The organism is Micromonospora sp. CNZ299 (assembly GCF_002754415.1).
This window is the reverse complement of the sequence record NZ_PEFG01000001.1, coordinates 2578399-2600292: the sequence shown is the minus strand read 5'-3', so window position 1 is coordinate 2600292 and position 21894 is coordinate 2578399. Positions and strand designations below refer to the sequence as shown.

Sequence of the window (21894 nt, the reverse complement as noted above, 5' to 3'; positions counted from 1 at the left end):
AAGGCGAGGTTGTGAGCGTGACCGATCACGCGTACCCGAACAGGACTGACCTGTCGGCGGTGGTGGACGCGGCACGCCGCGGGGACCAGACGGCGATGGACGAGCTGGTCTCGCACTATCTGCCACTGGTGTACAACATCGTGGGTCGGGCACTGAACCGATCAGCGGATGTGGACGACGTGGTGCAGAACACGATGTTGAGTGTCGTGCGAGGGCTGGCGGGCGTACGCGATCCGGGTGTCTTCCGGTCGTGGTTGGTGGCCGTCACCATGAACGAGGTCCGTGCCCACCAGCAGTTCCGGCACACCACACCGGCCCCGCCGGAGGACATCGACAACCTGATCGACCCGGGTTCCGACTTCGAGGACCTGACCCTCACCCAGCTTCGCCTGTCCGATCAGCGCCGCGAGGTCGCCCTTGCCACGCGCTGGCTGGACGACGACCACCGCCACCTGCTGTCCCTGTGGTGGCTGGCCGAGGCCGGTCACCTCTCCCGCGCCGACCTGGCCGAGGCCCTGCAACTGGATCCACATCACGTGACCGTCCGCGTGGCCCGCATGAAGGCGCAGTTGGACACCGCCCGGCTGGTGGTGCGAGCCCTCACCACGCGACCCGGCTGCGGCGGCCTGCTCGACATGGCGTCCGACTGGGACGGCCGACCGGCGCCGGTGTGGCGCAAGCGGCTGGCGCGGCACATTCGGACCTGCGCGCACTGCCCGGATGCCACGTTCGATCTGGTACCGGCCGAGCGGCTGCTGGCCGGCATGGCGCTCACGCCGTTCCCGCCCGACCTCGCCTCGCGCGTCACACATCAGGTGCACGGCATCACCGGCGCGCAGCAGGGCATCTCGTCGGCGGGCGCGTCACACGCCGTCGCCTCGGCGGGCCCGTCACAAGGCGTCGCGTCGGCGGGCACACGCGCGAAGATCGTCGGGTTGCCGCAGCAGGCCCGCGTCGCGGTCCTGTCCCTGCCCAAGGCCCTGGTCGGCGCGTTCGCGGCCGTCGCCCTGGTCGGAGGGGCGGGGATCGTCGTCGCCGGTTACAAGGCCGGGCCGAGCCAGCAACCGGCGAGCGTGACAGCCGCCCAGCCCTCGACCGCGATCACCGAATCCGCCTCCGAGACACCCGGGTCCGCACTCGATTCACCTTCCCCGACGGCGCTCGACGCGTCCCCGACCACCTCGCGCCCGGCCTCCGCCCCCACCAAGTCACCGGCGCCAACCAAGTCACCGACCAGGCCGCCGACTCCGACCAGGTCGCCGACCAAGCCTGCCAGCACGTCCACCGGCGTGTCCGCTGCGGAACAGCGTCTGCTGGTGCTGCTCAACGAGCGGCGCCGCGCGCTCGGGCTGCCCGCTGTCGAGCTGCGCACGACGGAGCAACGCGCCGCGGAAACCTGCGTGAAGCAGAACCTGGATACGGGCGCCTTCGAGCACTGCGGCCATGAGGTTCTGTGGGCGTCCTCGGGCAACTCATCCCCGGAGCAGATGATCAACGCCTGGTTCAACAGTCCCGGGCACAAGCAGGCGCTGACCTACGCCAGCTCCCGTTTCGCCGGCCCCGCCATCGTCTTCAACGGCACCCGTCAGATCGCTGCCATCAACATCGATTACTGAAACTCTCCGCAGGTGAGAGTGGCGCAGCGTCGACTGCGCGCCCGGCCCGACGCCGATCGGCGTCGGGCCGGGCATGAGAGCCGCGAGCCGTCACCAGGGCACCACACCGGCGTCCTCGAAAAAGCCGCCGGTGGGGCCCCCGTCGGGCAGTGTGGCCAGGCGGATGGCGGTCGCCGCGCCCTCCTGGGGAGTACGCACGCCACGGAAGCCGTTGAGGTCGGTGGCGACGAAGCCCGGGCAGGCGCAGTTGATGAGGATCTTCGTGTCCGCCAGTTCCCGGGCGTACTGAAGGGTCACCGCGTTCAGGAACGACTTCGAGGGCGCGTAGGCCACAGCGACGGGACCTGTGGTGGTGTCACCGTCGGGGCCAGACTGCCGGGTCAGAGAACCGACGCCGCTGGACATGTTCACGATGCGCGGTGAGGCCGACCGCCCGAGCAACGGCAGCATCGCGTTCGTCACCCGGATGACGCCGATGACGTTGGTCTCCACCACAGTGCGGAGGACAGCCAGATCGACTCTGCTCGGCTGCTGCTGTCCGCCACCGGTGATCGCGGCGTTGTTGACCAGCGCATCGAGGCGTCCGGCGTGTTCGGCGATCAGATCGGCTGCGGCGGCGACACTGCGGTCGTCGGTGACATCCAACGGGACACCGAAGGCGTCGACGCCAGCGTCCCGCAGTCGTGCCACCGCCGTGTCCCGCCGGGCCTGGTCGCGCGCGCCGACACCCACGCTCCAGCCCAGCGCACCCAGGCCTGCCGCAATCTCGTACCCGATGCCCTTGTTGGCCCCGGTGACCAGGGCAATCTTCTTGTCACTCATGTCTTCGACTGTGGGTCACGGCCCGCGAGTCGTCCAAGACCACCTGAGTCATGGGCGATACCCGGAAGGTATCGCCGCCTCCGTTGCGGGCTAGGCTGGACACGTGGAGACACGAGAGCTGCGGTACTTCGTCGCCGTGGCCGAGGAACTGCACTTCGGCCGCGCGGCGCAACGCCTGGGCATGGCCCAGCCGCCATTGTCGCGGGCGATCAGTCAGCTCGAACGCCGTCTGGGTGCCGCCCTGCTGAAGCGTGACAGCCGCTCGGTGACCCTGACCGAAGCCGGTGCGGTCCTGCTGCACGAGGGACGAGCAGCGCTGGACGCTGTGGAAGCTGCCGAACATCGCGCCCGACGCGCAGCTCTCTCCGTCACCGGTCACCCCAGCGTCGTCCTGGCGACCAAGGCCGGAGCGTCCAGCGAGTTGCTCGCGAAGCTGCTGCACGCCTACTCCACCGAACCCGGATCGGTCGACGTCGACGTGGTGCTGTGTGGCCCCGGCGAACAGGAACGACTGTTGCGGACCGGCCGTGCCGACGTCGCGATCCTTCACCACCCGTTCGACGACCTGACGGGGCTCGACGCCGAGGAACTGCTCACCGAGGGCCAGGTCGCCATCCTCCCGGCCGGCCATCCCCTCACCACTCGCGAGAGTGTGCAGCTGAGCGAGGTGACCGAGCTGCCGGACCTGCCTCTACCGCGCTGGCCGGCGCATGACGGCACCTATCCCGACGGCCCCGGTCCTGAGGCCCAGAGCCACTCCCAACTTTTCCAGCTCACCGCCCTTGGCCGGACCTTGCTGGTCGTGCCCGAGTCCGCCCGATCCCAGCTGAACGACGATCTCGTCGCCGTGCCGATCGTGGACGCGCCGGAAGTCACCACGGTCATCGCCTGGCCTCCGCACAGCCGCTCCCGAGCTGTCGCCGATCTTGTCAGGGCCGCACTCCGCCTCTAGCCGCCAGCATCTGCGGCTCGTCGCACCGGCGTACGCGAAAAAGGCCCTGACCGGCAGGGATCTGCCAGGTCAGGGCCTTCATCGTTGGTGCGCCGCCAGGGACTCGAACCCCGAACCCGCGGATTAAGAGTCCGCTGCTCTGCCAGTTGAGCTAGCGGCGCTCGTTCGGCAACGGAGAGAACATTAGCACCCCCGAAACCCCGGCTCCAATCCGGTTACCGGGCTCCCCCCTTCGGTCGAGCTTTGCCGGCAAAAAGCCCCAAACCGGCCAGCCGGCTCAAGGCAGGGGCGTGGGTTGCGGCGTCGATGCGGCACGATGTCCGCCAGGTACGCGAGAACAGAGGTGGGGATGACACGGTTCACGCGAGCCGGGGCGGTGGTGGGCGCTCTGGCTCTGGTGGCGTCGCTGGCACTGACCGGGTGCGGCGACGAGAAGAAGCCGGAATTCGTTGGCGGGACGTCGCCGGCGGGCGCGGGTGCCGAAGCTGGCTCGTCCACGCCCTCGGCACCGGCAACCCCGAGCGCGTCGAGCGGACCGACGCTCACGCTGAGCCCGGCCGACGGCACGAAGGGCCGGCCGGTGAGCACGGAGATCAGCGCGAAGCTCCCGAACGGCGGAAAGGTGTCCGCGGTCACGCTGACGGCGGACGGTGGGGGCTCGGTGGAGGGCAAGCTGCGCACCGACGGTTCGGCCTGGGTGCCGTCCGCCCCGCTGAAGTTCGGCACCCGCTACACCGCCACTGTGACGGCGAACGGGTCCGACGGCACGAGCAGCCAGGGCACCAGCAGCTTCACCACGATGGCCAAGCCGAAGTCGACCATCGGGTCCGGCCTGTATCTCTTCGACGACAAGAGCTACGGGGTGGCCATGCCGGTGGTCACCGAGTTCCACCCGGGCATCCCGAAGAAGGACCGGGCGGCGGTGCAGAAGCGGATGTTCGTCCGCACCGAGCCGCCGCAGCCGGGGGCGTGGCACTGGGTCGACAACGGCACGCAGGCCTACTACCGGGCCCCGGAGTACTGGAAGCCCGGCACGACCATCAGCGTACGGATCGCCCTGGCCGGGATGCCGCTGAGCAACGGCAGGTACGGCGACATGGACCGTAAGGCGACCGCGAAGATCGGCCGGTCGTTCGAGATGAAGGTCGACAACGCCAACAAGAAGATGCTGGTGTACGAGAACGGCGCGCTGGTGCGCACCATCCCGGTGAGCCTGGGCAAGAAGAGCACGCCGTCGTCCAGCGGCACCATGGTCGTGATGGAGAAGAAGGAAGCCACGACCTTCGACACCCGCGACGACCCGGACCCGGCCAACCGCTACGTCACCGACATCCAGTTCGCCCAGCGGCTCACCTGGGGTGGCGAGTACATCCACGCCGCACCCTGGTCGGAGCACGTGCAGGGGCGTCAGAACGTCTCGCACGGCTGCGTGAACGTGTCGATGGTGAACGCCCGGTGGTTGTTCGAGAAGACGCGAATCGGTGACCCGATCACGGTGAAGGGCACCGAGCGCAAGATCGCCGCCGGCAACGGCTGGACGGCGTGGAGCCTGAGCTGGTCGGCGTTCATCAAGGGCAGCGCACTACCCGTACCCAAGGGTGGGGCCGGCCCGGCACTCTGAGCCGCCCGGCATCGATGCGCCGGCCCTGCCGATGGCCGGGCCGGCGCGTACCCTTGCATTCCCGCGCTGCGACGACGCCGCGGCGACCCCTCAGTCCCGGTACGGAGACGAGCCAGGCTCACGAAACGCCGGATATTAGCAAAATCCGGCATCATCGTCGGCGTGTTTCGGTTCACCCTCGGCAACCGGGGCCGGCTCTGGCGCGTCAGTAGGAGACGATGGGGCAGCGACCACGACTGTGAGGGAATCATGCGAGCTAGCCAGGACCAGCTGATCAGGCGCGGTGGGCGACGCCGCGTGTTCGCGGCAGGGCTCCTCGCCGTGGCGCTGGCCTTCACCTCCGCCTGCACCGACGGCGACGGCGGCAAGCCGTCCTCCTGGCAGGGCGGCGACGAGGCGCCGGCACCGAAGGCGGCGGCGACCATCAGCGAACCGGCGGCCGATGCCAAGGACGTGCCAGCGTCCACCGGCATCACCTTCACCACCAAGGACGCCGTGAAGACCGCTGTCGAGCTGAAGGACGCGGCCGGCAAGGCCGTCGAGGGCACCCTCGCGGCAGATGGCAAAACGTGGCTGCCGGCCGGCGCACTGGAGTACGGCACGGCCTACACGGCGACCGTCACCGTCACCGGCGACGACGACCGTCCGGCCACCGCGACCAGCACCTTCACCACCATGGCCAAGCCGAACAACCAGGTACGGGTGACCAGCTTCCTCGGCGACAACCAGGTGGTCGGGGTCGGCATGCCGCTGATCGTGAAGTTCGGCCGGAACATCCCGGAGGACTACCGCGACGACGTGCAGCGCCGCATGACGGTGACGTCGACCCCGGCGCAGGAGGGCATCTGGCACTGGGTCAGCCCCACCGAGATCCGGTACCGGCCGAAGGAGTTCTGGAAGGCCGACAGCAAGATCTCCTACCGGGTGCAGGCCGGCGGTCTGCCGATGGGTGAGGGCTGGTACGGCCGCGCCGACCTCAGCGTGGACGTCAAGATCGGCGCTGCGACGGTCATGACGGTGGACAACAAGACCAAGCGGATGACGGTGACCCGCAACGGCTCCGTGATCAAGACCATCCCCGTCAGCCTGGGCAAGAAGAGCACCCCGTCGTCCAGCGGCACCATGGTCGTGATCGAGAAGCTGCGCAAGACGGTCTTCGACACGTTCGAGGAGCTGGGCCCGGAAGAGGGCTACCGCACCAAGATTGACTTCGCGCAGCGCCTCACCTGGGGTGGGGAGTTCATCCACGCGGCGCCCTGGTCCGAGGGCCAGCAGGGCAGCGTGAACGTCTCGCACGGTTGCGTGAACGTGTCGATGGCAAACGGCGACTGGCTGTTCAAGAACACCCAGATCGGTGACCCGATCACGGTCAAGGGCACCGAGCGCAAGCTGCAGAACGGCAACGGCTGGACCGACTGGAACATGAGCTGGGACGAGTACGTCAAGGGCAGCGCCCTGCCGTACGAGCCTCCCGCGGACCCGGACACCACGCCGACGCCGGACGGCGCGGTCACCCCGTCCCCCACGCCGACCGCCTGACCCGAACGACGAAGCCCTCTCCCACGCGGAGAGGGCTTCGTCGTGGATGCCCCTATCGGGCCCCTGGAACGACTCAGGCCCCCTCCGAGGAGGGGGCCTGAGCAGCACGACCAACTGGGTGACTGATGGGAATTGAACCCACGACAACCGGGACCACAACCCGGTGCTCTGCCAACTGAGCTACAGCCACCACGCCGTCGCCCGGTCGATAGCCCCGGGCGGGGTGCGGACCAATAATAGCCACATCGCGGCGTGCCTCGTCCAGCGGGTTCCCCGGTCCCCGTACGAGCCGCCGCGGGTCAGAGTTCGGCGGCGATCGCCTTGGCGGTCTCGACGTCCGGGCCGGGCAGCGGCACGAAGACCGTACGCCGGTAGTACTCCAACTCCCGGATGCTCTCCCGGATGTCGGCCAGCGCCCGGTGCGCGAGGCCCTTCTGCGGCTGGCCGAAGTACACCCGCGGGTACCAGCGGCGGCAGAGTTCCTTGATCGACGACACGTCGATCAGCCGGTAGTGCAGGTGCGCGTCGAGTCGGGGCATGTCCCGGGCGATGAAGCCCCGGTCGGTGGCGATCGAGTTGCCGCACAACGGCGCCGTACGCGGATCCTTGACGAAGGTGCGGACGTAGTCCAGGACCAGGTCCTCCGCCTCGGCGAGGGTGACCGCCGAGCGGCGGACCTCCTCGGTGAGGCCGGACTTGGCGTGCATCGTCTGGACGATCTCCGGCATCGCCTCCAATGCCGCCTCATCGGCGTGGATCACCACGTCGACACCGTCACCCAGCACATTGAGGTCGGGATCGGTGACCAGTGCCGCAACCTCGATCAGTTTGTCCCTGCCAAGGTCCAACCCGGTCATTTCACAGTCGATCCAGACAAGGAGATCAGCCACCGGGACAGCCTACGCGCAGCCCACGACCCGCGGCTGCGCGCTCTCGGCCGACCGGACCGCTAGGGTTTCGGGGTGCCAGCAGAACCCGTCGCACCGCCCGCCATCACGGACGACGATCCCGGCGGCCGTACGGTCCGTCGCCTGGTCGCGGTGGTGGCTCTTGTCGCCGTGCTGCCGGCGCTCTACCTGCGCGGCCTCGTGCACAACTTCTTCGACCTCAAGATTTACATGTCGGCCATGGACTGGTGGCGCGTCGGTCACCCGCTCTACGACTACGTCCAACCCGACCGGGTGCAGGGCGAGCTGTACTTCACGTACCCGCCGTTCAGCGCGCTGCTGCTGTGGCCGTTCGGTCTGCTGCGACTCGGCGCCACCGTGACGATCTTCACGGTGCTCACGATGGCGGCCGTGGTGCTGACCACCCGGTGGGTGGTGATGCCGCTCATCGACCGGCACCACCTGCCGCGAACGTTCACCCTGGTCGTCGCCGTGCTGCTGGTGCTGGCTGTGGAGAGCACCCGCGAGACGATCACCTTCGGTCAGATCAACATGCTGCTGGTCGTACTCATCCTGGCCGACCTGCTGTACGCGGTGCCGCAGGCGCGACGCTGGGCCGGGGTGGGCGTGGGGTTGGCGACGGCACTCAAGCTCTTTCCCGGCATCTTCATCGTGTACCTGTTGGCCACCCGGCGGTGGCGGGCCGCGGCGGTGGCCAGCGCGACCGCGGCGGCGGCGACCCTGCTCGCGGCGGCGATCGCCCCAAGCGACTCGTGGCGGTTCTGGACGCACGAACTGTGGGCCACCGATCGGGTGGGGCGCACCGACTACGTCGGCAACCAGTCGCTGTTCGGCCTGCTCAGCCGGTTCACCGCGCCGGCGAAGCCGGACCAGCTGCTCTGGCTGTTGTTGGTCGCCGTGGTCGCCGTCTACGGGCTGTGGCGGGCCGCCCGCGCTGCGCGGGCCGGTGACGCGTTGACGGGCCTGACGCTGACCGGGCTGGTCGGCTCGCTGGTCAGCCCGATCACCTGGACCCACCACATCTACTGGTTCGTTCCGGCGGTGGTGCTGCTCGCGGACGCGGCGTTGAGTGCCGACCGGCCGGACGAGGCACGCCGGCGTCGGTGGTTTGCCGGGCTCGCGCTGGGCATCACCGCGGTGATCGTCTATGGCGTGGTGACGTTCCAGGCCTGGGGCGTGGAACCGGTCCGCACCGAGAATCCGGCGGACTTCGTCGTGCAGAACGCCTACGTGCTGATCAGCGTGCTGCTGCTGGTGGTCCTACCGGTGCCCGCGCGGCGCGCTGAGGAAGACTCAGGCCACCGCGAGGAAAAATCGCGCCAAATGGACAGATCTCCCCAGTAGCCGCCATCAACGCTAATCTGACCTCATCTACCTCAAGCGTCGCTCAGGTAGCACCGATCCCCCGGTGAGGGTGGCCCTCCGCGTCGGCAGCGCGGAGGGCCACTCGCCATTTCGTCCCCCGCCGGCCAGGGCCACCACCAGCGGATCCCACCGGCCGCGTAATCACCGACCGGTCACCGGCGGGGCATCCACCGGCCGGGTCGCCACCGGCGGGACCTCCACCGGCTGGTCCGTGGCCTCCGTACCGGCCGGTGGCCACGCGAGACTCAGCGTCACCTCCGGTGGGCGCGGCAACCGGGCCGGTTCGTCCAGGTCGGCGAGGGTGACCGGCCGGGACGGTTCGGTGCCGATCGCCGAGCGGAGCCGTTCTCCCGCACCCGAGCCGACGGGGGCGAGCTGCCGGACAGCCGGCAACGGCGGGGTCGAGCCCGGCTCCCGGGAGCCCAGGCCACTCAACGAGGTGACACCGAGCCGGCCGGCGAGCACCGGCACCTGATCCGGCTCGACCACGAAGATCACTTCACGCGGGCGCAGCGGCCGCAGCAGGAGCAGCACCGCACAGACCACCAGCAGGACGCCCACGGCCAGCAGACCCCAGGTGGCCGGCCCGGTCCACCCGGCGCGCAACTCGGCGCGCAGGTCCAGCGCCAGATCCGCCCCGCCGTCGGGGCGCATCACCACGAGGCTCATCGGCTCACCGGCCAGGTCCCCGACACTCCACTCCAGCGAGCCGATCCCCTCGCGTACCCAGAAGGGCCGCCCCAGCGGCGTGACCGCCTCAGCTGCGGTCGGGGTGCCCACGGCCGGACCGGCCGCGTCCAGCCGGACCGGCAGCGGGCCCTGGGCCAGCGCCACCCGGCGAACCGAGGCGTGCGGCGCCGACTCCAGCCAGCGGCGTACCTCAGCGGTGGGCGCCAGCCCGACGAACGCCGGGCCGTCCGCGGTGCGGGCGTCCAGTCGCAGCCGGGTCTGTGCGGTACGCGCGAACGGCGCCTCCTGCCGCAGCAACCGGTCGAGGTCGGTGACCACGACCGCGTGACCGGGCGTGCGGACCGTTTCGAAGCGGGCGGCGAAGGCCCCGTCGGGGTCGGCGTGGCGGGTCACCAGCCACAGCGCGCCTCCGGCGAACAACGCCGGAATCCCCACGACCAACAGCAGCACTCCGGCGATCATCCGCACGAACCGCATCCGCACCGTCCCCCTCCGTAGCCAAGTACCCGGCCGACCTTACCGACGCAGACCGTCTGATCAGCGGATATCCACGGCACGGGCGGTGCCGACTCCAGAAAGCGCACTGGCCCGCCGGATGGTCCGGCGGGCCAGCGGTGTGACGGGGGTCAGGACTTGGCGACCGGCTCCCGACGGGTCCGCGTGAACGCCAACCCGCCCAGCACCAGGCCGGCCAGACCAGCGACGAGACCGGCCACACCGAGGCCGACCGCGAGGCCGTTGCCGTCCTCGTCGTCGTCGTCATCGTCGGGTGCCGCGACGGCGGCGGCGGAGGCCGGTGCGGCCGAACCACCCGGCGCGGCGGCGGTCAGGGTGAGCACCGGAGCCGGGCTCTCGGGCTCCTCGCCGCCCGGTGCCTGCTCGTCGATCCAGCGCGAGATGTTGCCGTCGGAGTAGGTCTGGAGGGTCTTGAAGACCATCGACTCGACCTTCGGCAGCGGCCCCATCGAGACGGGGAACTCCTGGAACTGGCCCGGCTTCACCCCCGCCTCACCGGTGGCCGTCCAGGTGATCTTGGAAACCGCCTCGGTGATCGGGCTGCCGTGCACCTCGATCGGCGGGTCGACCTTGCGCTTCTCCGTCGCGACCGTCCAGCCGGGGACCGGCATGGTCGACACCGAGCCGACCGGGGCGTTCTCCGGGAGCACCACCTCGAGCTTGACGGTCGACGCGGTGTCACTCTCGTTCGGCACCCGGAACGCCACCCGGGCGTAGCCACCCTGGGTCGCCTCCTTCGGGTTCACCGTCACGTGGGCGGACGCCGGTCCGGCGAAGCCGAGCACAGCGGTGGCGGCGGCGGTGAACGCCAGTGCGGCAGCGGCGGTTGCGGTACGCCGGATTCGGGTCATGGGTTTCGCGGACCTCTCTAACGGATCGGCACGGTGGCGGTCACCGTGGCCTGGTCGATGTCGGTCGTTCGAGCAGTGATCTTCAGTTGCCAGTCACCGGCTGCCGGCAGGCTGATGTCGCCGTAGGCGTGGTTGTCCGTCAACGGCAGCAGCGGGACGTCGATCGGTTCGATCCCGGCCGAGGGCAGCGCGGCGGTCGCCTTCCACTCCACTACCGGCAGCGGCAGGTTGTCCTTGCCGTACGCGTACAGGTGCACCGAGTTGTTGCCCCGCTGGGCCGGGCTCACCTCGATCTGCATCTCGTAGAGCGGGCTGGACAGCCTGGTGCTGAACAGGCCGGCCTCGGTGCTGGACGGCCCGGCGACGGCGGTGCGGGCGGGCGTGGTCTGCACGAGCGTGGCGGACAGGCCCAGCACCACCACGGTGACGGCCAACTCCACCCAGACCGCCCGGCGTACCGGCGCCGGTCGCTGCGCGGCGACACGGCGGCGGACCAACTGCCGGGAGTACGCGGCCACGGCGATCACCAGCGCGAACAGCCCGATCTTGGCGAGCAGCAGCCGCCCGTAGGTGGTGTCGAACAGCGCCTGCGGGGTGGCCACCTCGATCAGCGCCTGGACGGTGCCGGCCAGCAGCAGCGCCGACACGGCGAGCGCCGCCCAGCGCGACCAGATCGGCAGGATCGCGCTCAACTCCCGCTCGTCGGCCTGGCGCAGCAGGAAGCCGGCGAGCATGAGCAGACCGCCCAGCCAGACGGCCATGCTGCCCAGGTGCACCGCGTCGACCACCACGGAGACCGCCGGCGCCGGGGAGGCGGCCGGGTGCCCGGCCAGGGGCCAGGTCAGCAGTGCGGCGCCGCCGAGCACGGCCAGGATGATCGCGTCGGCGCGGCCGGTCGGTCGGGCCAGCAGCGGCCGGAGCAGGAAGACGGCCGCCGCCAGCAGGCCGAGCCGGACCAGGTGGGCGGCGCCGAAGGCGCTGCCGAACACGCTGCCGAAACCCTCGCCGGTGACGTCGAAGAGGCCACCGCCGGCGGTGTAGGGCACCTGCAACCACAGGTCGGCGAGGGTGGCGACGGCCACCAGACCGAGGCCGGTCCACGCCAGCCGGGTCGGCCCCCGGCGGGAGAGCCGTCGGGGCCAGAGCGCGGCGAGCACCAGCGCCGGCCCGACCAGCAGCACCAGGCCGGCGTAGCCGAGGAAGCGGGCCACCTTCACCGCCGTACCCACCACCGGGTTGGCGCGGCTGTCCGAGCCGGAGTCGACGGGTGGCGTCGAGGGTGCGCCGACCGAGTAGGTGAACGCCCCGGAGACCGGGTGGCTGTCGGCGGAGATCACCCGGAAGCTGACCAGGTAGGTGCCTCGGCCCCCGGCCGGGTCCACCGGAATGGTCACGACACCGCCGGCGAAGGATGGCTCACCCCGGTCGGCCCGGGCCCCGTCGGGCGCGATGATCCGGATCTTGCCGGGAACCTTGCGGACCGACTCGCTGAACGTCAGCACCACCTCGGACGGCCCGCTCGGCACGATGGAGGAGGCGGCCGGGCTGCTGCTCTCCAGCACCGCGTGGGCGCTCGCGGAGGTGGCCGGCGCGATCAAAAGGGCGACGACGGTGACCAGCAGGCCGGCGGCTGCGGCCAGCCGGGCGAACCAGCGGCGGGGGGCGACAGTCATGCCAGCCATGGTCGCCGACCGGTGTGGATCTCGGCGACCCGAGTCGGGCGAAGGGCTCAACTCTGCTCAGCCGCCAGTGCCGCGCGGGAGGGATCGCGTGTCATGAGCAGGTAGTCGGCTCGCGTTGGGAAAAAGTTCCCGACGTGGTGCAGAACATCCAAGGGCCGAAGGACCCTGACGCTGCGACGGGCGCCGCGTAACCTGGTTTGTCGTGATCCCCGTCCCGCGTGACACCGGTGCCGCCGGTCCGGCAGAGCCGGCCGGCGACGTCGCCCGGGACCCGGCCACCGAGTGGGCGCTGATCGCCCGCGACGGTGACCCGAGCGCCCAGGCGGCGTTCGTCCGGCTGACCCAGGTCGAGGTCTGGCGGTTCGCCGCCGCCCTGGTCGACCCGGACAGCGCCGACGACCTGACCCAGGAGACGTACCTGCGCGCGTTTCGGGCGTTGCCCGCGTTCGAGGGTCGCTCCAGCGCCCGCACCTGGTTGCTCGGCATCGCCCGGCGGGCCTGCGCCGACCACCTGCGCACGGTGATCCGCCGTCGGCGGCTGGACGAGCGCCTGGCGGCGAACGCGTACACCGACCGCCCCTATCCGGACCCGGCCGGCCAGCTCGGGGCCACCGACCTGGTCCGCCGGCTCAGTGCCGAGCGGCGTGCCGCCTTCGTGCTCACCCAGTTGCTCGGCCTGTCGTACGCCGAGGCCGCCGCAGTTGAAGGGGTGCCGGTGGGCACCATCCGTTCCCGGGTCGCCCGGGCCCGCGACGACCTGGTCGAGGCGGCCGGCGACGCGCTGACCGGCTGAGCGCGGAACTTACGGCGGAGACGGGACGACAAATGAGCGTGACTGCACCTCCCTCCGGGGCTGGCCGTTGGCCTGTCGTCCGGCCCTGGCTCGGCACGGCGGCCCGGCTCGGCCTCGCCGCCGTCTGGCTCGTGGCCGGCGCGTCGAAGGTCGGCGACCTGGCCGCCTCCGGGCGTGCCGTCAACGCGTACCAGGTGATGCCGTACGACGTGGCGAGCGTGATCGGCGCGGCCCTGCCCTTCGTCGAGCTGGCGTTGGGCGTGCTGTTGCTGCTCGGGCTGGCAACCCGGCTCGGCGCCGGGGTGTCCGCCGCACTCCTGGTGGTCTTCATCGCGGGGATCGCCTCGGCCTGGGCGCGGGGACTGGCCATCGACTGCGGCTGCTTCGGCAGCGGTGGGCAGTTGGCCGAGGGACAGGCCCCCAGTTACCTCCCGGAGATCCTTCGGGACCTGGGATTCTTGGTACTGGCCGGATTTCTGCTGATCTGGCCACGTACGCCCGTCTCGGTGGACGGATGGTTGTCCGGCGAGCCCGTTGTGGAGGACGAGGATGAGTAGTCGCAAGGGGCAGCGGGACGCCGCCCGGGTGGTCCGCGAGCAACTCGCCCGCGAGCGGCGGCGCAGGCGCACGATCTGGGTCTCGGCCGGGGCCGTCGTCGTCCTGGTCATCGCCGGTGTCATCGGCTGGGCCGCCTGGTCCAGCCAGCGCTCCGACGAGTTCACCACCCCGCCCGGCGCCAACGCGGCCGGCACCGGCATCGTCACCGGCGGCGGGCCGGTCACCGTCGACGTCTACGAGGACTTCCTCTGCCCGGCCTGCAAACAGTTCGAGCAGACCAGCGGGGCGACGCTCGAACAGTTGGTGGCCGAGAACAAGGCGAAGGTGGTCTACCACCCCGTCGCGTACCTGAACCGCTTCTCCACCACCGAATACTCGACCCGGTCGTCGGCCGCCTCCGGCTGCGCCGCGGCGGGTGGCAAGTACCACGAGTACGCCAAGGCACTGTTCGCCCAGCAGCCGCCGGAGGGCAGCGCCGGGCTCACCGACGACCAGCTGATCGACATCGGTGTCGGCGTGGGCCTCGACCGGGGCTCCTTCGGCACCTGCGTGAAGGACAAGACCTACCGGACGTGGACCGAACACGTCACCGACGACGCCAGCCGGAGCAACGTCACCGGCACGCCGACCGTCAAGGTCAACGGCAAGTCGGTCGACAACCCCACCCCGGACGCTCTCACCGCAGCCGTGGCGGCGGCCGGCAAGTGATCCGTACCCTGCTGACCCGGGCCGGCCTGGTCGCCACCGCAGCCTGCGCGGCCACCCTGCTCACCGCGGCACCCGCCGCCGCGCACGGCGCGGACGCACCCGACGGCACCGACTACCGCACCCGGACCACCGGGGTCGCACCGGCACGGCCAGGGCTGGAGGTGCGCGTCGTCGAGGCGGGCGCCCGACTGGAGCTGACCAACCGCACCGGCCGCACCGTCGAGGTGATCGGCTACTCCGGCGAGCCGTACCTGCGGGTCGGCCCGGACGGGATCTTCGAGAACAGCCGCTCCCCCGCCACGTACCTGAACCGCACCATCACCGGGGACACCGCGCTCCCGGCCGAGGCCGACCCGGCCGCCCCGCCGAACTGGCGGCGGATCGACGACGGGCCGACGGCGCGCTGGCACGACCAGCGCGCACTGTGGCAGGAGTCGGTGCCACCGGAGGCGGTACGCGCCGCGCCGGACCGGGAGCACCGGGTCCGCGACTGGACCGTCCCACTGCGCGACGGCGCCGACCCGATGGTCATCGGTGGCACGCTCGACTGGGTGCCGCCGCCGGACGCGTACACCTGGTGGACGGTGACCATCGTGGGCCTGCTCGCGGTGGGCGCGCTCGGCCTGGTCGCCGCCGCCGCCCCGGCCGGCGCCCGCGCGCTGTCCGCCGTCGGCGCGTTGCTGGTCGTCGGCGGCGCACTGACCGTCGTGTACCCGGTGGGCCGGGAACTGGACGCGGGCGCGCAGGGTGTCGGCGGAGTGCTGGTCGGGCTGCTGTCCGGGCAGATCTGGTCGCTGCTCACCGGCCTCGGCGCGGTCGCCGCCGGTTGGTACGCGCTGGCCCGCCGCCCGGCCGCCGACTTCGCTGTGGCGCTGGCCGGGGCCTGCCTGGCGCTCTTCGGCGGCGCGGCGAACGCCGCCGTGTTCGCCCGGTCCATCGCCCCGGTGCCCTGGTCGCCCGAGGTCGCCCGCGTCATGGTGGCGGTGGTGCTGATCACCGGGGCCGGCGCGACAGCCGCAGGAGTCCTCCGCCTGCACGCCGCCTCCCGGGCCGCCACCGCAGCACCACGGGCCGACGACGCCGAACGCGGAGCTACGGCCGCGGGGTGAAACCGTAGGGAAGTTCCAGGCGGTGGCGGGCCAGCAGGGCCTCGTCACGCAGCAGGTCTCCGGTGGGGGCGTCAGCGACGATCCGGCCACCGTCCAGGATCACCGAGCGTTCGCACAGCTCCGCCGCGTACGGCAGGTCGTGCGTGACCATCAGCAGGGTCACCGGCAGGTCGCGCAGAATCTCGGCCAGCTCACGGCGGGCCGCCGGGTCCAGATTCGACGACGGCTCGTCGAGCACCAGGATCTCCGGGTGCATGGCGAGCACGGTGGCCACCGCCACCCGTCGGCGCTGCCCGAACGACAGATGCTGCGGGGCCCGCTCCCGGTGCTCACTCATCCCCACCGCCGCGAGAGCCTCGTCCACCCGGGCGGCCAACTCCGCCCCGCGCAGGCCCAGGTTCGCCGGCCCGAACGCCACGTCCTCCGCCACCGTGGGCAGGAACAACTGGTCGTCCGGGTCCTGGAAGACGATGCCCACCCGGCGACGCACCTCGCCCAGGGTGGCCCGATCCGGCGTCACGGTCAGCCCGCCGACGCTCACGCTGCCCTCGGTCGGGGTGAGGATGCCGTTGAGATGCAGCACCAGCGTCGTCTTGCCGGCCCCGTTGGGCCCGAGCAGCGCCACCCGATCGCCGCGCGGCACACTCAGGTCCACCCCGTGCAGGGCGACATGCCCATCCGGGTACGCGTAGCGAACGCCACGAACGTCCAGCGAGACAGCGGTCTGCACGACACCGATCATGACAGCACGACGGCGGTGGCGGCGATGGAGGCCGCCACCACCGGCACTGTGGCCGCGACCAGCCACTGGCCGGTGGTCGCCGCGCCCTCGCTCTGCCACACGGCGGGCATCCGCCCGGTGTAGCCCCGCGACAGCATCGCCAGGTAGACCCGCTCGCCCCGCTCGAAGGCGCGCAGGAACAGCGCCCCGATCCCGGCGGCGAAGCCGCGCAACTGCCACAGGAAACGCGGGTCGTCACCCCTGGAGATCCGGGCCACCCGCATCCGCCGCGCCTCGCCGATCAGCACGTCGAGGTAGCGCAGCATGAACGTGGCGATCTGGGTGAACACCTGCGGGCAGTGCAGCCGGTCCAGCCCCACGATCAGGTCCCGGGTGGTGGTGGTCGCGGCGAGCAACAGCGAGGCGAGCACGCCCAGGGTGCCCTTGGCCACGATGTTCCACGCGCCGTGCAGGCCGTCCTCGGACAGCCGCAGGCCCAGCACCTCGACCCGGTCGCCGCTGCCGAGGAACGGCAGCGCCACCGCGAACAGCACGAACGGCAGCTCGATCAGCGCCCGGCTCAGCAACCACCGCGGCCCCACCCGGGCCAGCGCCGCCACCACCGCCACCAGCAGGGCGTACGCGCCGAAGGCCCAGAACGCCGTACGCGGGGTGGCCACCACGGCGATGGTGAAGACCACCATCGCCACGATCTTCACCTCGGGCGGGAGCCGGTGCACCGGCGAGTCCGACTCGCGGTACAGCACGTGCCCGTGACCGGCACCCATATGCGCGTACCTCTGCTCAGCTGGCCGCGTCGGCGCGGCGCCGGACGTCGTCGGACGTCGCGGGGTCACCGTCGGTCGGGTTGGTGCCGTCGGTGGGCGTTGTGCCGTCGGTGGGCGTCGTGCCGTCGGTCGGGGTCGTGCCCCGGCGGCGCAGCAGCCAGAAGCCGCCAGCGCCGATCGCGAAGGTCACCAGCACCCCGAGCACCCCGGAGAGGCCGGTGGAGACGAAGCTGTTCCGCACGCCACGCACGCCGTAGTCGGCCAGCGGGCTGTCGGCCAGCTCGTGGTCACGGGCCTGCTGGGCGGGGCAACTGCCGCCGACGATGTTGTCGTCGGCGTCCACGGTGCAACCCTTGAGCAGGGACGAGTCCAGCCCGTCCGGGTGGGACGAGGCGTAGTTGCTCACCACACCGGCGAGCAGCAGGGCGACCAGCAGGCCACCGGCCAGGAAGGCCCAGGAACGGTTCTTCATCGGGCACCTCCGGTGACCGGGACAGCGGGGGCGGCAGGGGCGGCGGGCGTGCGCAGGGAGCGCAGCGCGTACACCAGGTCGGGGCGCACCTTCGCGACGGTGAGCACTGTGGTCGCGGTGATCAGGCCCTCGCCGATGCCGATCAGCAGGTGGACGCCCGCCATCGTGCCGGCCAGGCCGGTCAGGTTGTTACCCAGGTCGGTGGTGCCGCCCAGCCAGTACTGCAGGACGAAGCCCTGCGACGCGACCACCACGCTGAGCGTGGCGGCGACGAACGCGGTCACGGCCAGACCGGCCCGCGTACGGGGCAGCACCCGCAGCAGCACCGCGATCAGCACGTACGCCGCGGCGGTGCCGAGCAGCGCCATGTTCGTGATGTTGAGGCCGAGCATCGCCACGCCGCCGTCACCGAAGATCAGTGCCTGCACCACCAGCACCACGGCCACGCAGAGCGCGCCGACCCACGGACCGACCAGCATGGCGGCGAGCGCGCCACCGAGCAGGTGGCCGCTCACGCCGGCCGTGAAGATCGGGAAGTTGAGCATCTGGACGGCGAAGATGAACGCCGCCACCAGGCCCGCCATCGGAGCCAGTCGGTCATCCAGGTCGCGCCGACCGCGCAGGACGCAGACGGTGAGCGCGGCAAGGGCCAGCGCAGCGAAGATGGCTGCAACCGGCCCGTCGATGATCCCGTTCGAGATGTGCATCGCCAGTGTTTCCACGCGACCTCCCACGCGTCCGCAGCCCAGACCGGGCCGGCGTGGGTCAGCCTATTTCCCAAACCTCGTTGTTGCCAGAGTCTTGCAACAACGGATGAGCTTGATCACCTTCCAGGTCAGGTGCGGCGTCGGCCCTTCCCGGGTGATCGACTCGCCTTCCGCGAATGTCGGGGCATCCGCCTGGTGATCGACTCGCCTTTCTTGATGTCGGGGTGTCCGCGGGTCGGGGATGCCCCGGTTTCCAGAACCACGAGTCGATCTTCACCCGCCGGCGCGGACCCGCGCGGCTCGCCGACGACGGCACCGGCCAACCCAGCGGTATCGTCGGGCCATGACCGCGCCCGACCGTCTCTCCGCCGGTGACCCCGCCCCCGAGTTCACCCTCGCCACCGACACCGGCGACCAACTCTCCCTCGCCGACCTGCGAGGCCGCAAGGTCGTCCTGTACGCCTACCCGTCGGCGATGACCCCCGGCTGCACCAAGCAGGCCTGCGACTTCCGCGACTCGCTCGCCTCGCTCCAGGCCGCCGGCTACGAGGTCGTCGGCATCTCCCCGGACAAGCCGGAAAAGCTGGCGAAGTTCCGCGAGCGCGACGCGATCACCTTCCCGCTGGTGTCCGACCCGGACAAGACGGTGCTGACCGCCTACGGCGCGTACGGCGAGAAGCAGCTCTACGGCAAGACCGTCACCGGCGTGATCCGCTCGACGTTCGTGATCGACGCCGACGGCAAGATCGAGCGCGCGCTCTACAACGTCAAGGCCACCGGCCACGTCGCCAAGCTCCGCCGCGACCTCGGCCTGGACTGATCTGTCGTACCGGGCCGCTACGTTCCGTCAGTGGTTCGATACAAATACACGCCCGAAGCGTTGGCCGCCGCTGCCGCCGCCGCGCGCAACATCACCGAGGTGATGCGGCTGCTCGGCGTTCGCGTCAGCGGTGGCTCGCACGCGCACATCAGTCGGCAGCTCAAGAGATTCGGCATCGACACGTCGCACTTCACCGGCAGCGCGCACAAGGGTCGGCGAGGTGAACGGCGCACCACTTCAGCACAGCTTCTGGTCGTGCTGCCCGAGGGTTCCCGTCGGACGCCCGGCGTGCGATTGAAGTGGGCGCTGGGCACACTCGGCGTGCCGCAGGAGTGCGAGGGGTGCGGGATAGGGCCGGTGTGGCGAGGCGGTCCACTCATCCTGCACGTCGACCACATCAACGGGGACTTCCTCGACAACCGGCCACCGAACCTGCGGCTCCTCTGTCCCAACTGCCACAGTCAGACCTCCACCTACGCCGGCCGGCGGAACCGGGCTCGTATCCCCACCGTTCCCGTGCACCCGGCGCCCGGTGATCAGGAGCGCTCGCACGAGACTGCCGGATCCGGTCGCCGACCAGCAACGCGGGAGGATCTCGTCAACCTGTTCGGTCAGGTCGACGCGCAGCAGGTGACGGCCTTGGAGGCGGCACGGCAGTTGGACTGGTCCCCGGCCTATCTGCACAAGGTTCGGCGGAAGCTCGAGCAGGACGGAGTGTTGAGGCCACGTCCGGACCGCAGGTGGCGTTCGAGGGCTCATCGCGACGTGGTGATAGAACAGGCGCTGGCGCATCCGGATGTTGGACCGAAGCGGCTGTCGGGGATCCTCCGCAATCTGCCGGGCCGAGCATGCAGGGTGAGTCATGGCACGGTCTCGACCATCCTCAGGGAGGCCGGGCTCAACACCGTCGACGCCAGACGCTCTAGACTCAGGGCGTTGGCGGGAGTGGCGTAACGGCAGCCGCGCAGGTCTTAGGAACCTGTATCCGGAAGGATGTGGGGGTTCGAATCCCCTCTCCCGCACAGGTCGACACACACCCCCGCACCAGAGCGCGATTGTCGGGCGCGTCACTGTCGTGGGTCGCGGGCCTGGTCAGCGGGTCAGGATGGCGGGCGTGAGTCTGCACTTCGTCCTCGACCCCGACCTGACCCCGCAGTTGCGCGCCGAGATCGTCGACCTCTGGGCGGACGTCAGCAACGCCGGCGGCGCCGTCGGTTTCGTGCCGCCGGTCACCGCCGCTGACGTTCACGTCCTCGCCGACCCGACCTTCGCCGGTATCGCCGACGGTCCGGACCGGCTGCTGGTCGGCTACTCCGGAGACCGGCTGGTTGCAGTACTGATCTTCAGTGACAACCGTTTCCCGCTCAAGGCGCACTGGTGTGTGTTGAAGCGGGTGATGGTCCACCCGGACAATCAGGGCGCCGGCTACGGCGCCGCGCTGATGATCGAGGCGGCCCGGTTGGGGCGGGAGTTCGGCCACGAGGCGTTGCACGTCACTGTGCGCGACGGCTTGGGGTTGGACACGTTCTACGCCCGTCTCGGTTATCGGGAGATCGGCCGACTGCCCCGCGCGTTGCGGGTGGCGCCCGGTGACGACCGCGACGAGATCCTGATGTGGCTCGACCTGACGCCGGTCGACTGAGCGGTCAGCCCGCGCACCAACGGGCGTCCGCTCCGGCCGGCTGGGTGGTCGGCGTACCGGTGGTTGGTGCGCTCGCCTTCGCCACCTCGACCGGACGGCGGGCCGGGGTCGGCGTGACAGCGGGTCGACTGCCGGGCGGCCGGACCGATGTGGAGGCGCGCGGAGTGGCCGCCACGGCGCCGCGCCCGTACATCCGGACCACGCTGTTCTGCACCTGACCGGGTGCCAGGCGGACGCCGCCGACGGTGGCCCGGTTTCCGTAGACGTCGCTGACGCGGATGCTGAACGGGCCGGGCCCGGCGCCGGAGTCGATCAGCCAGTAGTTGTAGTCCTGCCGGCCGGCCGACTGCCACACACCACTGTCGCCCTGCCGGACCTCGACGGACCGCAGCGGGTTGCCGTGGTTCCCGACCCGGAGGGCGAACCACCACTGCGACGCGCCCTCCTTCATCCGGAAGGTGAGCGGTCCGGGCAGCGGCGGGTTGACCACGGCGCGGTAGGTGACGGGGACGAGGCCCTGGACCGGGTCGGCGATCCGGGCGAACGCCTCGCGGGACAGATCGAGGTGCCCGGGCGCGCACTCCGGGCACTGGTCCATGATCAGCACTCGAACGGTGCCCTTCGGGCCGGTCACGTCGAGGAATCCGCCGCAGGCGGCAGCCGCGGAGTATTCGCTCGGGCCGAGCGCCACGTAGAGCCGGTTGGCCGGGGCGGCGGGGTTCGAGCAGTTGCCGCCGGCACCCTTCGAGTCGTAGAAGGTGGCCTTGCCGCTGTGTGTGGCGTTGCCGGTGGGTGGCGCGGCGGCGAGCGGCAGGGCGGCGGCGCAGGCCGGGGCGGAGCCGGACCGCAGGGTCAGGGTGAGGCCGAGCGCCGCCGCGAGAACGGTGACGCCGGTCGCCACCAGCCAGGGCACCGGGCGGGACGACGACGCGGGCCGCTCCTCGGGAGCATGGTCCAGGTCGATGGTGATGTCGACAGCGCTCTCGTCCGTCACGACGGCGATGCTGCCGGACC

The 21894-nt window shown here is 71.0% G+C and carries 22 protein-coding genes and 3 tRNA genes; 13 read left to right on the top strand and 12 right to left on the bottom strand.

Going from position 1 to position 21894, the window contains the following annotated elements; all coding sequences use genetic code 11:
• The first annotated feature begins 17 nt into the window (after positions 1–17).
• Positions 18–1616: a sigma-70 family RNA polymerase sigma factor gene (locus CLT68_RS12425; protein ID WP_486482151.1), complete on the top strand. Its 1599-nt coding sequence runs from the start codon at positions 18–20 to the stop codon at positions 1614–1616.
• Between the two features lie 90 nt (positions 1617–1706).
• Here the strand turns inward: CLT68_RS12425 and CLT68_RS12420 are convergent, their stop codons facing one another.
• A complete protein-coding gene (locus tag CLT68_RS12420) occupies positions 1707–2438 on the bottom strand; it encodes an SDR family oxidoreductase (protein ID WP_099850991.1) in 732 nt (243 codons plus the stop codon).
• 103 nt (positions 2439–2541) lie between these two features.
• On the opposite strand from CLT68_RS12420, the gene CLT68_RS12415 reads away from it, so the two are divergent.
• Entirely contained in the window at positions 2542–3390 is an 849-nt protein-coding gene (locus CLT68_RS12415; RefSeq protein ID WP_099850988.1) for a LysR family transcriptional regulator, read from the top strand.
• Positions 3391–3475: 85 nt separating this feature from the next.
• Here CLT68_RS12415 and CLT68_RS12410 read toward each other — a convergent pair.
• Positions 3476–3551: transfer RNA gene (locus CLT68_RS12410), tRNA-Lys, on the bottom strand.
• 188 nt (positions 3552–3739) lie between these two features.
• Between CLT68_RS12410 and CLT68_RS12405 the strand changes: the two genes are divergently transcribed.
• Both CLT68_RS12405 and CLT68_RS12400 read left to right on the top strand, forming a co-directional pair.
• On the top strand, positions 3740–5011 hold the full coding sequence (locus tag CLT68_RS12405) for an Ig-like domain-containing protein (protein WP_099850986.1): 1272 nt from the start codon (positions 3740–3742) through the stop codon (positions 5009–5011).
• Positions 5012–5260: 249 nt separating this feature from the next.
• On the top strand, positions 5261–6550 hold the full coding sequence (locus tag CLT68_RS12400; RefSeq protein ID WP_099850985.1) for an Ig-like domain-containing protein: 1290 nt from the start codon (positions 5261–5263) through the stop codon (positions 6548–6550).
• Positions 6551–6667: 117 nt separating this feature from the next.
• Here the strand turns inward: CLT68_RS12400 and CLT68_RS12395 are convergent.
• Positions 6668–6740 (bottom strand) — tRNA-His (locus CLT68_RS12395).
• A 109-nt stretch (positions 6741–6849) separates the two neighbouring features.
• Positions 6850–7440: an oligoribonuclease gene (gene orn, locus CLT68_RS12390; RefSeq protein WP_088946475.1), complete on the bottom strand. Its 591-nt coding sequence runs from the start codon at positions 7438–7440 to the stop codon at positions 6850–6852.
• Between the two features lie 72 nt (positions 7441–7512).
• Here orn and CLT68_RS12385 point away from each other — a divergent pair, with 72 nt between their 5' ends.
• Positions 7513–8802, top strand: coding sequence for a glycosyltransferase 87 family protein (locus CLT68_RS12385; protein WP_099850984.1), 1290 nt, complete (start codon positions 7513–7515; stop codon positions 8800–8802).
• A gap of 162 nt (positions 8803–8964) precedes the next feature.
• On the opposite strand, the gene CLT68_RS12380 is transcribed toward CLT68_RS12385, so the two are convergent.
• From CLT68_RS12380 to CLT68_RS12370, 3 genes are all read right to left on the bottom strand, one after another.
• Entirely contained in the window at positions 8965–9990 is a 1026-nt protein-coding gene (locus CLT68_RS12380) for a hypothetical protein (protein WP_099850982.1), read from the bottom strand.
• A gap of 149 nt (positions 9991–10139) precedes the next feature.
• Positions 10140–10880, bottom strand: a complete 741-nt coding sequence (locus CLT68_RS12375) for a YcnI family protein (RefSeq protein ID WP_099850980.1) — start codon at positions 10878–10880, stop codon at positions 10140–10142.
• A gap of 17 nt (positions 10881–10897) precedes the next feature.
• Positions 10898–12562 (bottom strand): copper resistance protein CopC, encoded by a 1665-nt coding sequence (locus CLT68_RS12370; protein WP_099850979.1) that lies wholly within the window; start codon positions 12560–12562, stop codon positions 10898–10900.
• 202 nt (positions 12563–12764) lie between these two features.
• Between CLT68_RS12370 and CLT68_RS12365 the strand changes: the two genes are divergently transcribed.
• Genes CLT68_RS12365 through CLT68_RS12350 form a run of 4 tightly spaced genes read left to right on the top strand, consistent with a single transcriptional unit; the run spans position 12765 to position 15730 of the window.
• Positions 12765–13355, top strand: coding sequence for a sigma-70 family RNA polymerase sigma factor (locus CLT68_RS12365; RefSeq protein ID WP_099850977.1), 591 nt, complete (start codon positions 12765–12767; stop codon positions 13353–13355).
• A 32-nt stretch (positions 13356–13387) separates the two neighbouring features.
• The gene (locus tag CLT68_RS12360) at positions 13388–13912 is read left to right on the top strand and encodes a MauE/DoxX family redox-associated membrane protein (RefSeq protein ID WP_099850976.1); all 525 of its coding nucleotides are present in this window, start codon (positions 13388–13390) and stop codon (positions 13910–13912) included.
• A complete protein-coding gene (locus CLT68_RS12355) occupies positions 13905–14621 on the top strand; it encodes a thioredoxin domain-containing protein (RefSeq protein ID WP_099850974.1) in 717 nt (238 codons plus the stop codon). Before CLT68_RS12360 ends, CLT68_RS12355 begins: the two co-directional genes overlap by 8 nt.
• Positions 14618–15730 (top strand): hypothetical protein, encoded by a 1113-nt coding sequence (locus tag CLT68_RS12350; protein WP_099850972.1) that lies wholly within the window; start codon positions 14618–14620, stop codon positions 15728–15730. The genes CLT68_RS12355 and CLT68_RS12350 overlap by 4 nt, the downstream gene beginning before the upstream one ends.
• On the opposite strand, the gene CLT68_RS12345 is transcribed toward CLT68_RS12350, so the two are convergent.
• From CLT68_RS12345 to CLT68_RS12330, 4 genes are read right to left on the bottom strand one after another with little or no spacing between them, the layout of a single operon-like run.
• Complete coding sequence (locus CLT68_RS12345; protein WP_099850971.1) at positions 15714–16472, bottom strand: energy-coupling factor ABC transporter ATP-binding protein; 759 nt, start codon at positions 16470–16472, stop codon at positions 15714–15716. The two genes, CLT68_RS12350 and CLT68_RS12345, sit on opposite strands and share 17 nt — an antisense overlap.
• Entirely contained in the window at positions 16469–17239 is a 771-nt protein-coding gene (cbiQ, locus tag CLT68_RS12340) for a cobalt ECF transporter T component CbiQ (RefSeq protein ID WP_099850969.1), read from the bottom strand. The genes CLT68_RS12345 and cbiQ overlap by 4 nt, the downstream gene beginning before the upstream one ends.
• A 16-nt stretch (positions 17240–17255) precedes the next feature.
• Complete coding sequence (locus CLT68_RS12335; protein ID WP_247667226.1) at positions 17256–17711, bottom strand: PDGLE domain-containing protein; 456 nt, start codon at positions 17709–17711, stop codon at positions 17256–17258.
• Positions 17708–18433, bottom strand: coding sequence for an energy-coupling factor ABC transporter permease (locus CLT68_RS12330; RefSeq protein WP_099850968.1), 726 nt, complete (start codon positions 18431–18433; stop codon positions 17708–17710). Before CLT68_RS12330 ends, CLT68_RS12335 begins: the two co-directional genes overlap by 4 nt.
• A 328-nt stretch (positions 18434–18761) precedes the next feature.
• On the opposite strand from CLT68_RS12330, the gene bcp reads away from it, so the two are divergent.
• From bcp to CLT68_RS12310, 4 genes are all read left to right on the top strand, one after another.
• Entirely contained in the window at positions 18762–19238 is a 477-nt protein-coding gene (gene bcp, locus CLT68_RS12325; protein WP_099850966.1) for a thioredoxin-dependent thiol peroxidase, read from the top strand.
• A 60-nt stretch (positions 19239–19298) separates the two neighbouring features.
• The gene (locus CLT68_RS32830) at positions 19299–20192 is read left to right on the top strand and encodes an HNH endonuclease signature motif containing protein (protein ID WP_199177037.1); all 894 of its coding nucleotides are present in this window, start codon (positions 19299–19301) and stop codon (positions 20190–20192) included.
• A tRNA-Leu gene (locus CLT68_RS12315) sits at positions 20178–20260 on the top strand. Before CLT68_RS32830 ends, CLT68_RS12315 begins: the two co-directional genes overlap by 15 nt.
• A 92-nt stretch (positions 20261–20352) precedes the next feature.
• Complete coding sequence (locus tag CLT68_RS12310) at positions 20353–20880, top strand: GNAT family N-acetyltransferase (protein WP_099850964.1); 528 nt, start codon at positions 20353–20355, stop codon at positions 20878–20880.
• A gap of 4 nt (positions 20881–20884) precedes the next feature.
• On the opposite strand, the gene CLT68_RS12305 is transcribed toward CLT68_RS12310, so the two are convergent.
• A complete protein-coding gene (locus tag CLT68_RS12305; RefSeq protein ID WP_199177036.1) occupies positions 20885–21874 on the bottom strand; it encodes an expansin EXLX1 family cellulose-binding protein in 990 nt (329 codons plus the stop codon).
• Positions 21875–21894 lie beyond the last annotated feature (20 nt).

Excerpts from the sequence above, each read along its gene's own strand:
- cbiQ (WP_099850969.1), bottom strand. The coding sequence starts at position 17,239 with ATGGGTGCCGGTCACGGGCACGTGCTGTACCGCGAGTCGGACTCGCCG.
- CLT68_RS12360 (WP_099850976.1), top strand. The coding sequence starts at position 13,388 with ATGAGCGTGACTGCACCTCCCTCCGGGGCTGGCCGTTGGCCTGTCGTC.
- CLT68_RS12345 (WP_099850971.1), bottom strand. The coding sequence starts at position 16,472 with ATGATCGGTGTCGTGCAGACCGCTGTCTCGCTGGACGTTCGTGGCGTT.
- CLT68_RS12400 (WP_099850985.1), top strand. The coding sequence starts at position 5,261 with ATGCGAGCTAGCCAGGACCAGCTGATCAGGCGCGGTGGGCGACGCCGC.
- bcp (WP_099850966.1), top strand. The coding sequence starts at position 18,762 with ATGACCGCGCCCGACCGTCTCTCCGCCGGTGACCCCGCCCCCGAGTTC.
- CLT68_RS12380 (WP_099850982.1), bottom strand. The coding sequence starts at position 9,990 with ATGCGGTTCGTGCGGATGATCGCCGGAGTGCTGCTGTTGGTCGTGGGG.
- CLT68_RS12370 (WP_099850979.1), bottom strand. The coding sequence starts at position 12,562 with ATGGCTGGCATGACTGTCGCCCCCCGCCGCTGGTTCGCCCGGCTGGCC.
- CLT68_RS12405 (WP_099850986.1), top strand. The coding sequence starts at position 3,740 with ATGACACGGTTCACGCGAGCCGGGGCGGTGGTGGGCGCTCTGGCTCTG.
- CLT68_RS12375 (WP_099850980.1), bottom strand. The coding sequence starts at position 10,880 with ATGACCCGAATCCGGCGTACCGCAACCGCCGCTGCCGCACTGGCGTTC.
- CLT68_RS12355 (WP_099850974.1), top strand. The coding sequence starts at position 13,905 with ATGAGTAGTCGCAAGGGGCAGCGGGACGCCGCCCGGGTGGTCCGCGAG.
- CLT68_RS12420 (WP_099850991.1), bottom strand. The coding sequence starts at position 2,438 with ATGAGTGACAAGAAGATTGCCCTGGTCACCGGGGCCAACAAGGGCATC.
- CLT68_RS12335 (WP_247667226.1), bottom strand. The coding sequence starts at position 17,711 with ATGAAGAACCGTTCCTGGGCCTTCCTGGCCGGTGGCCTGCTGGTCGCC.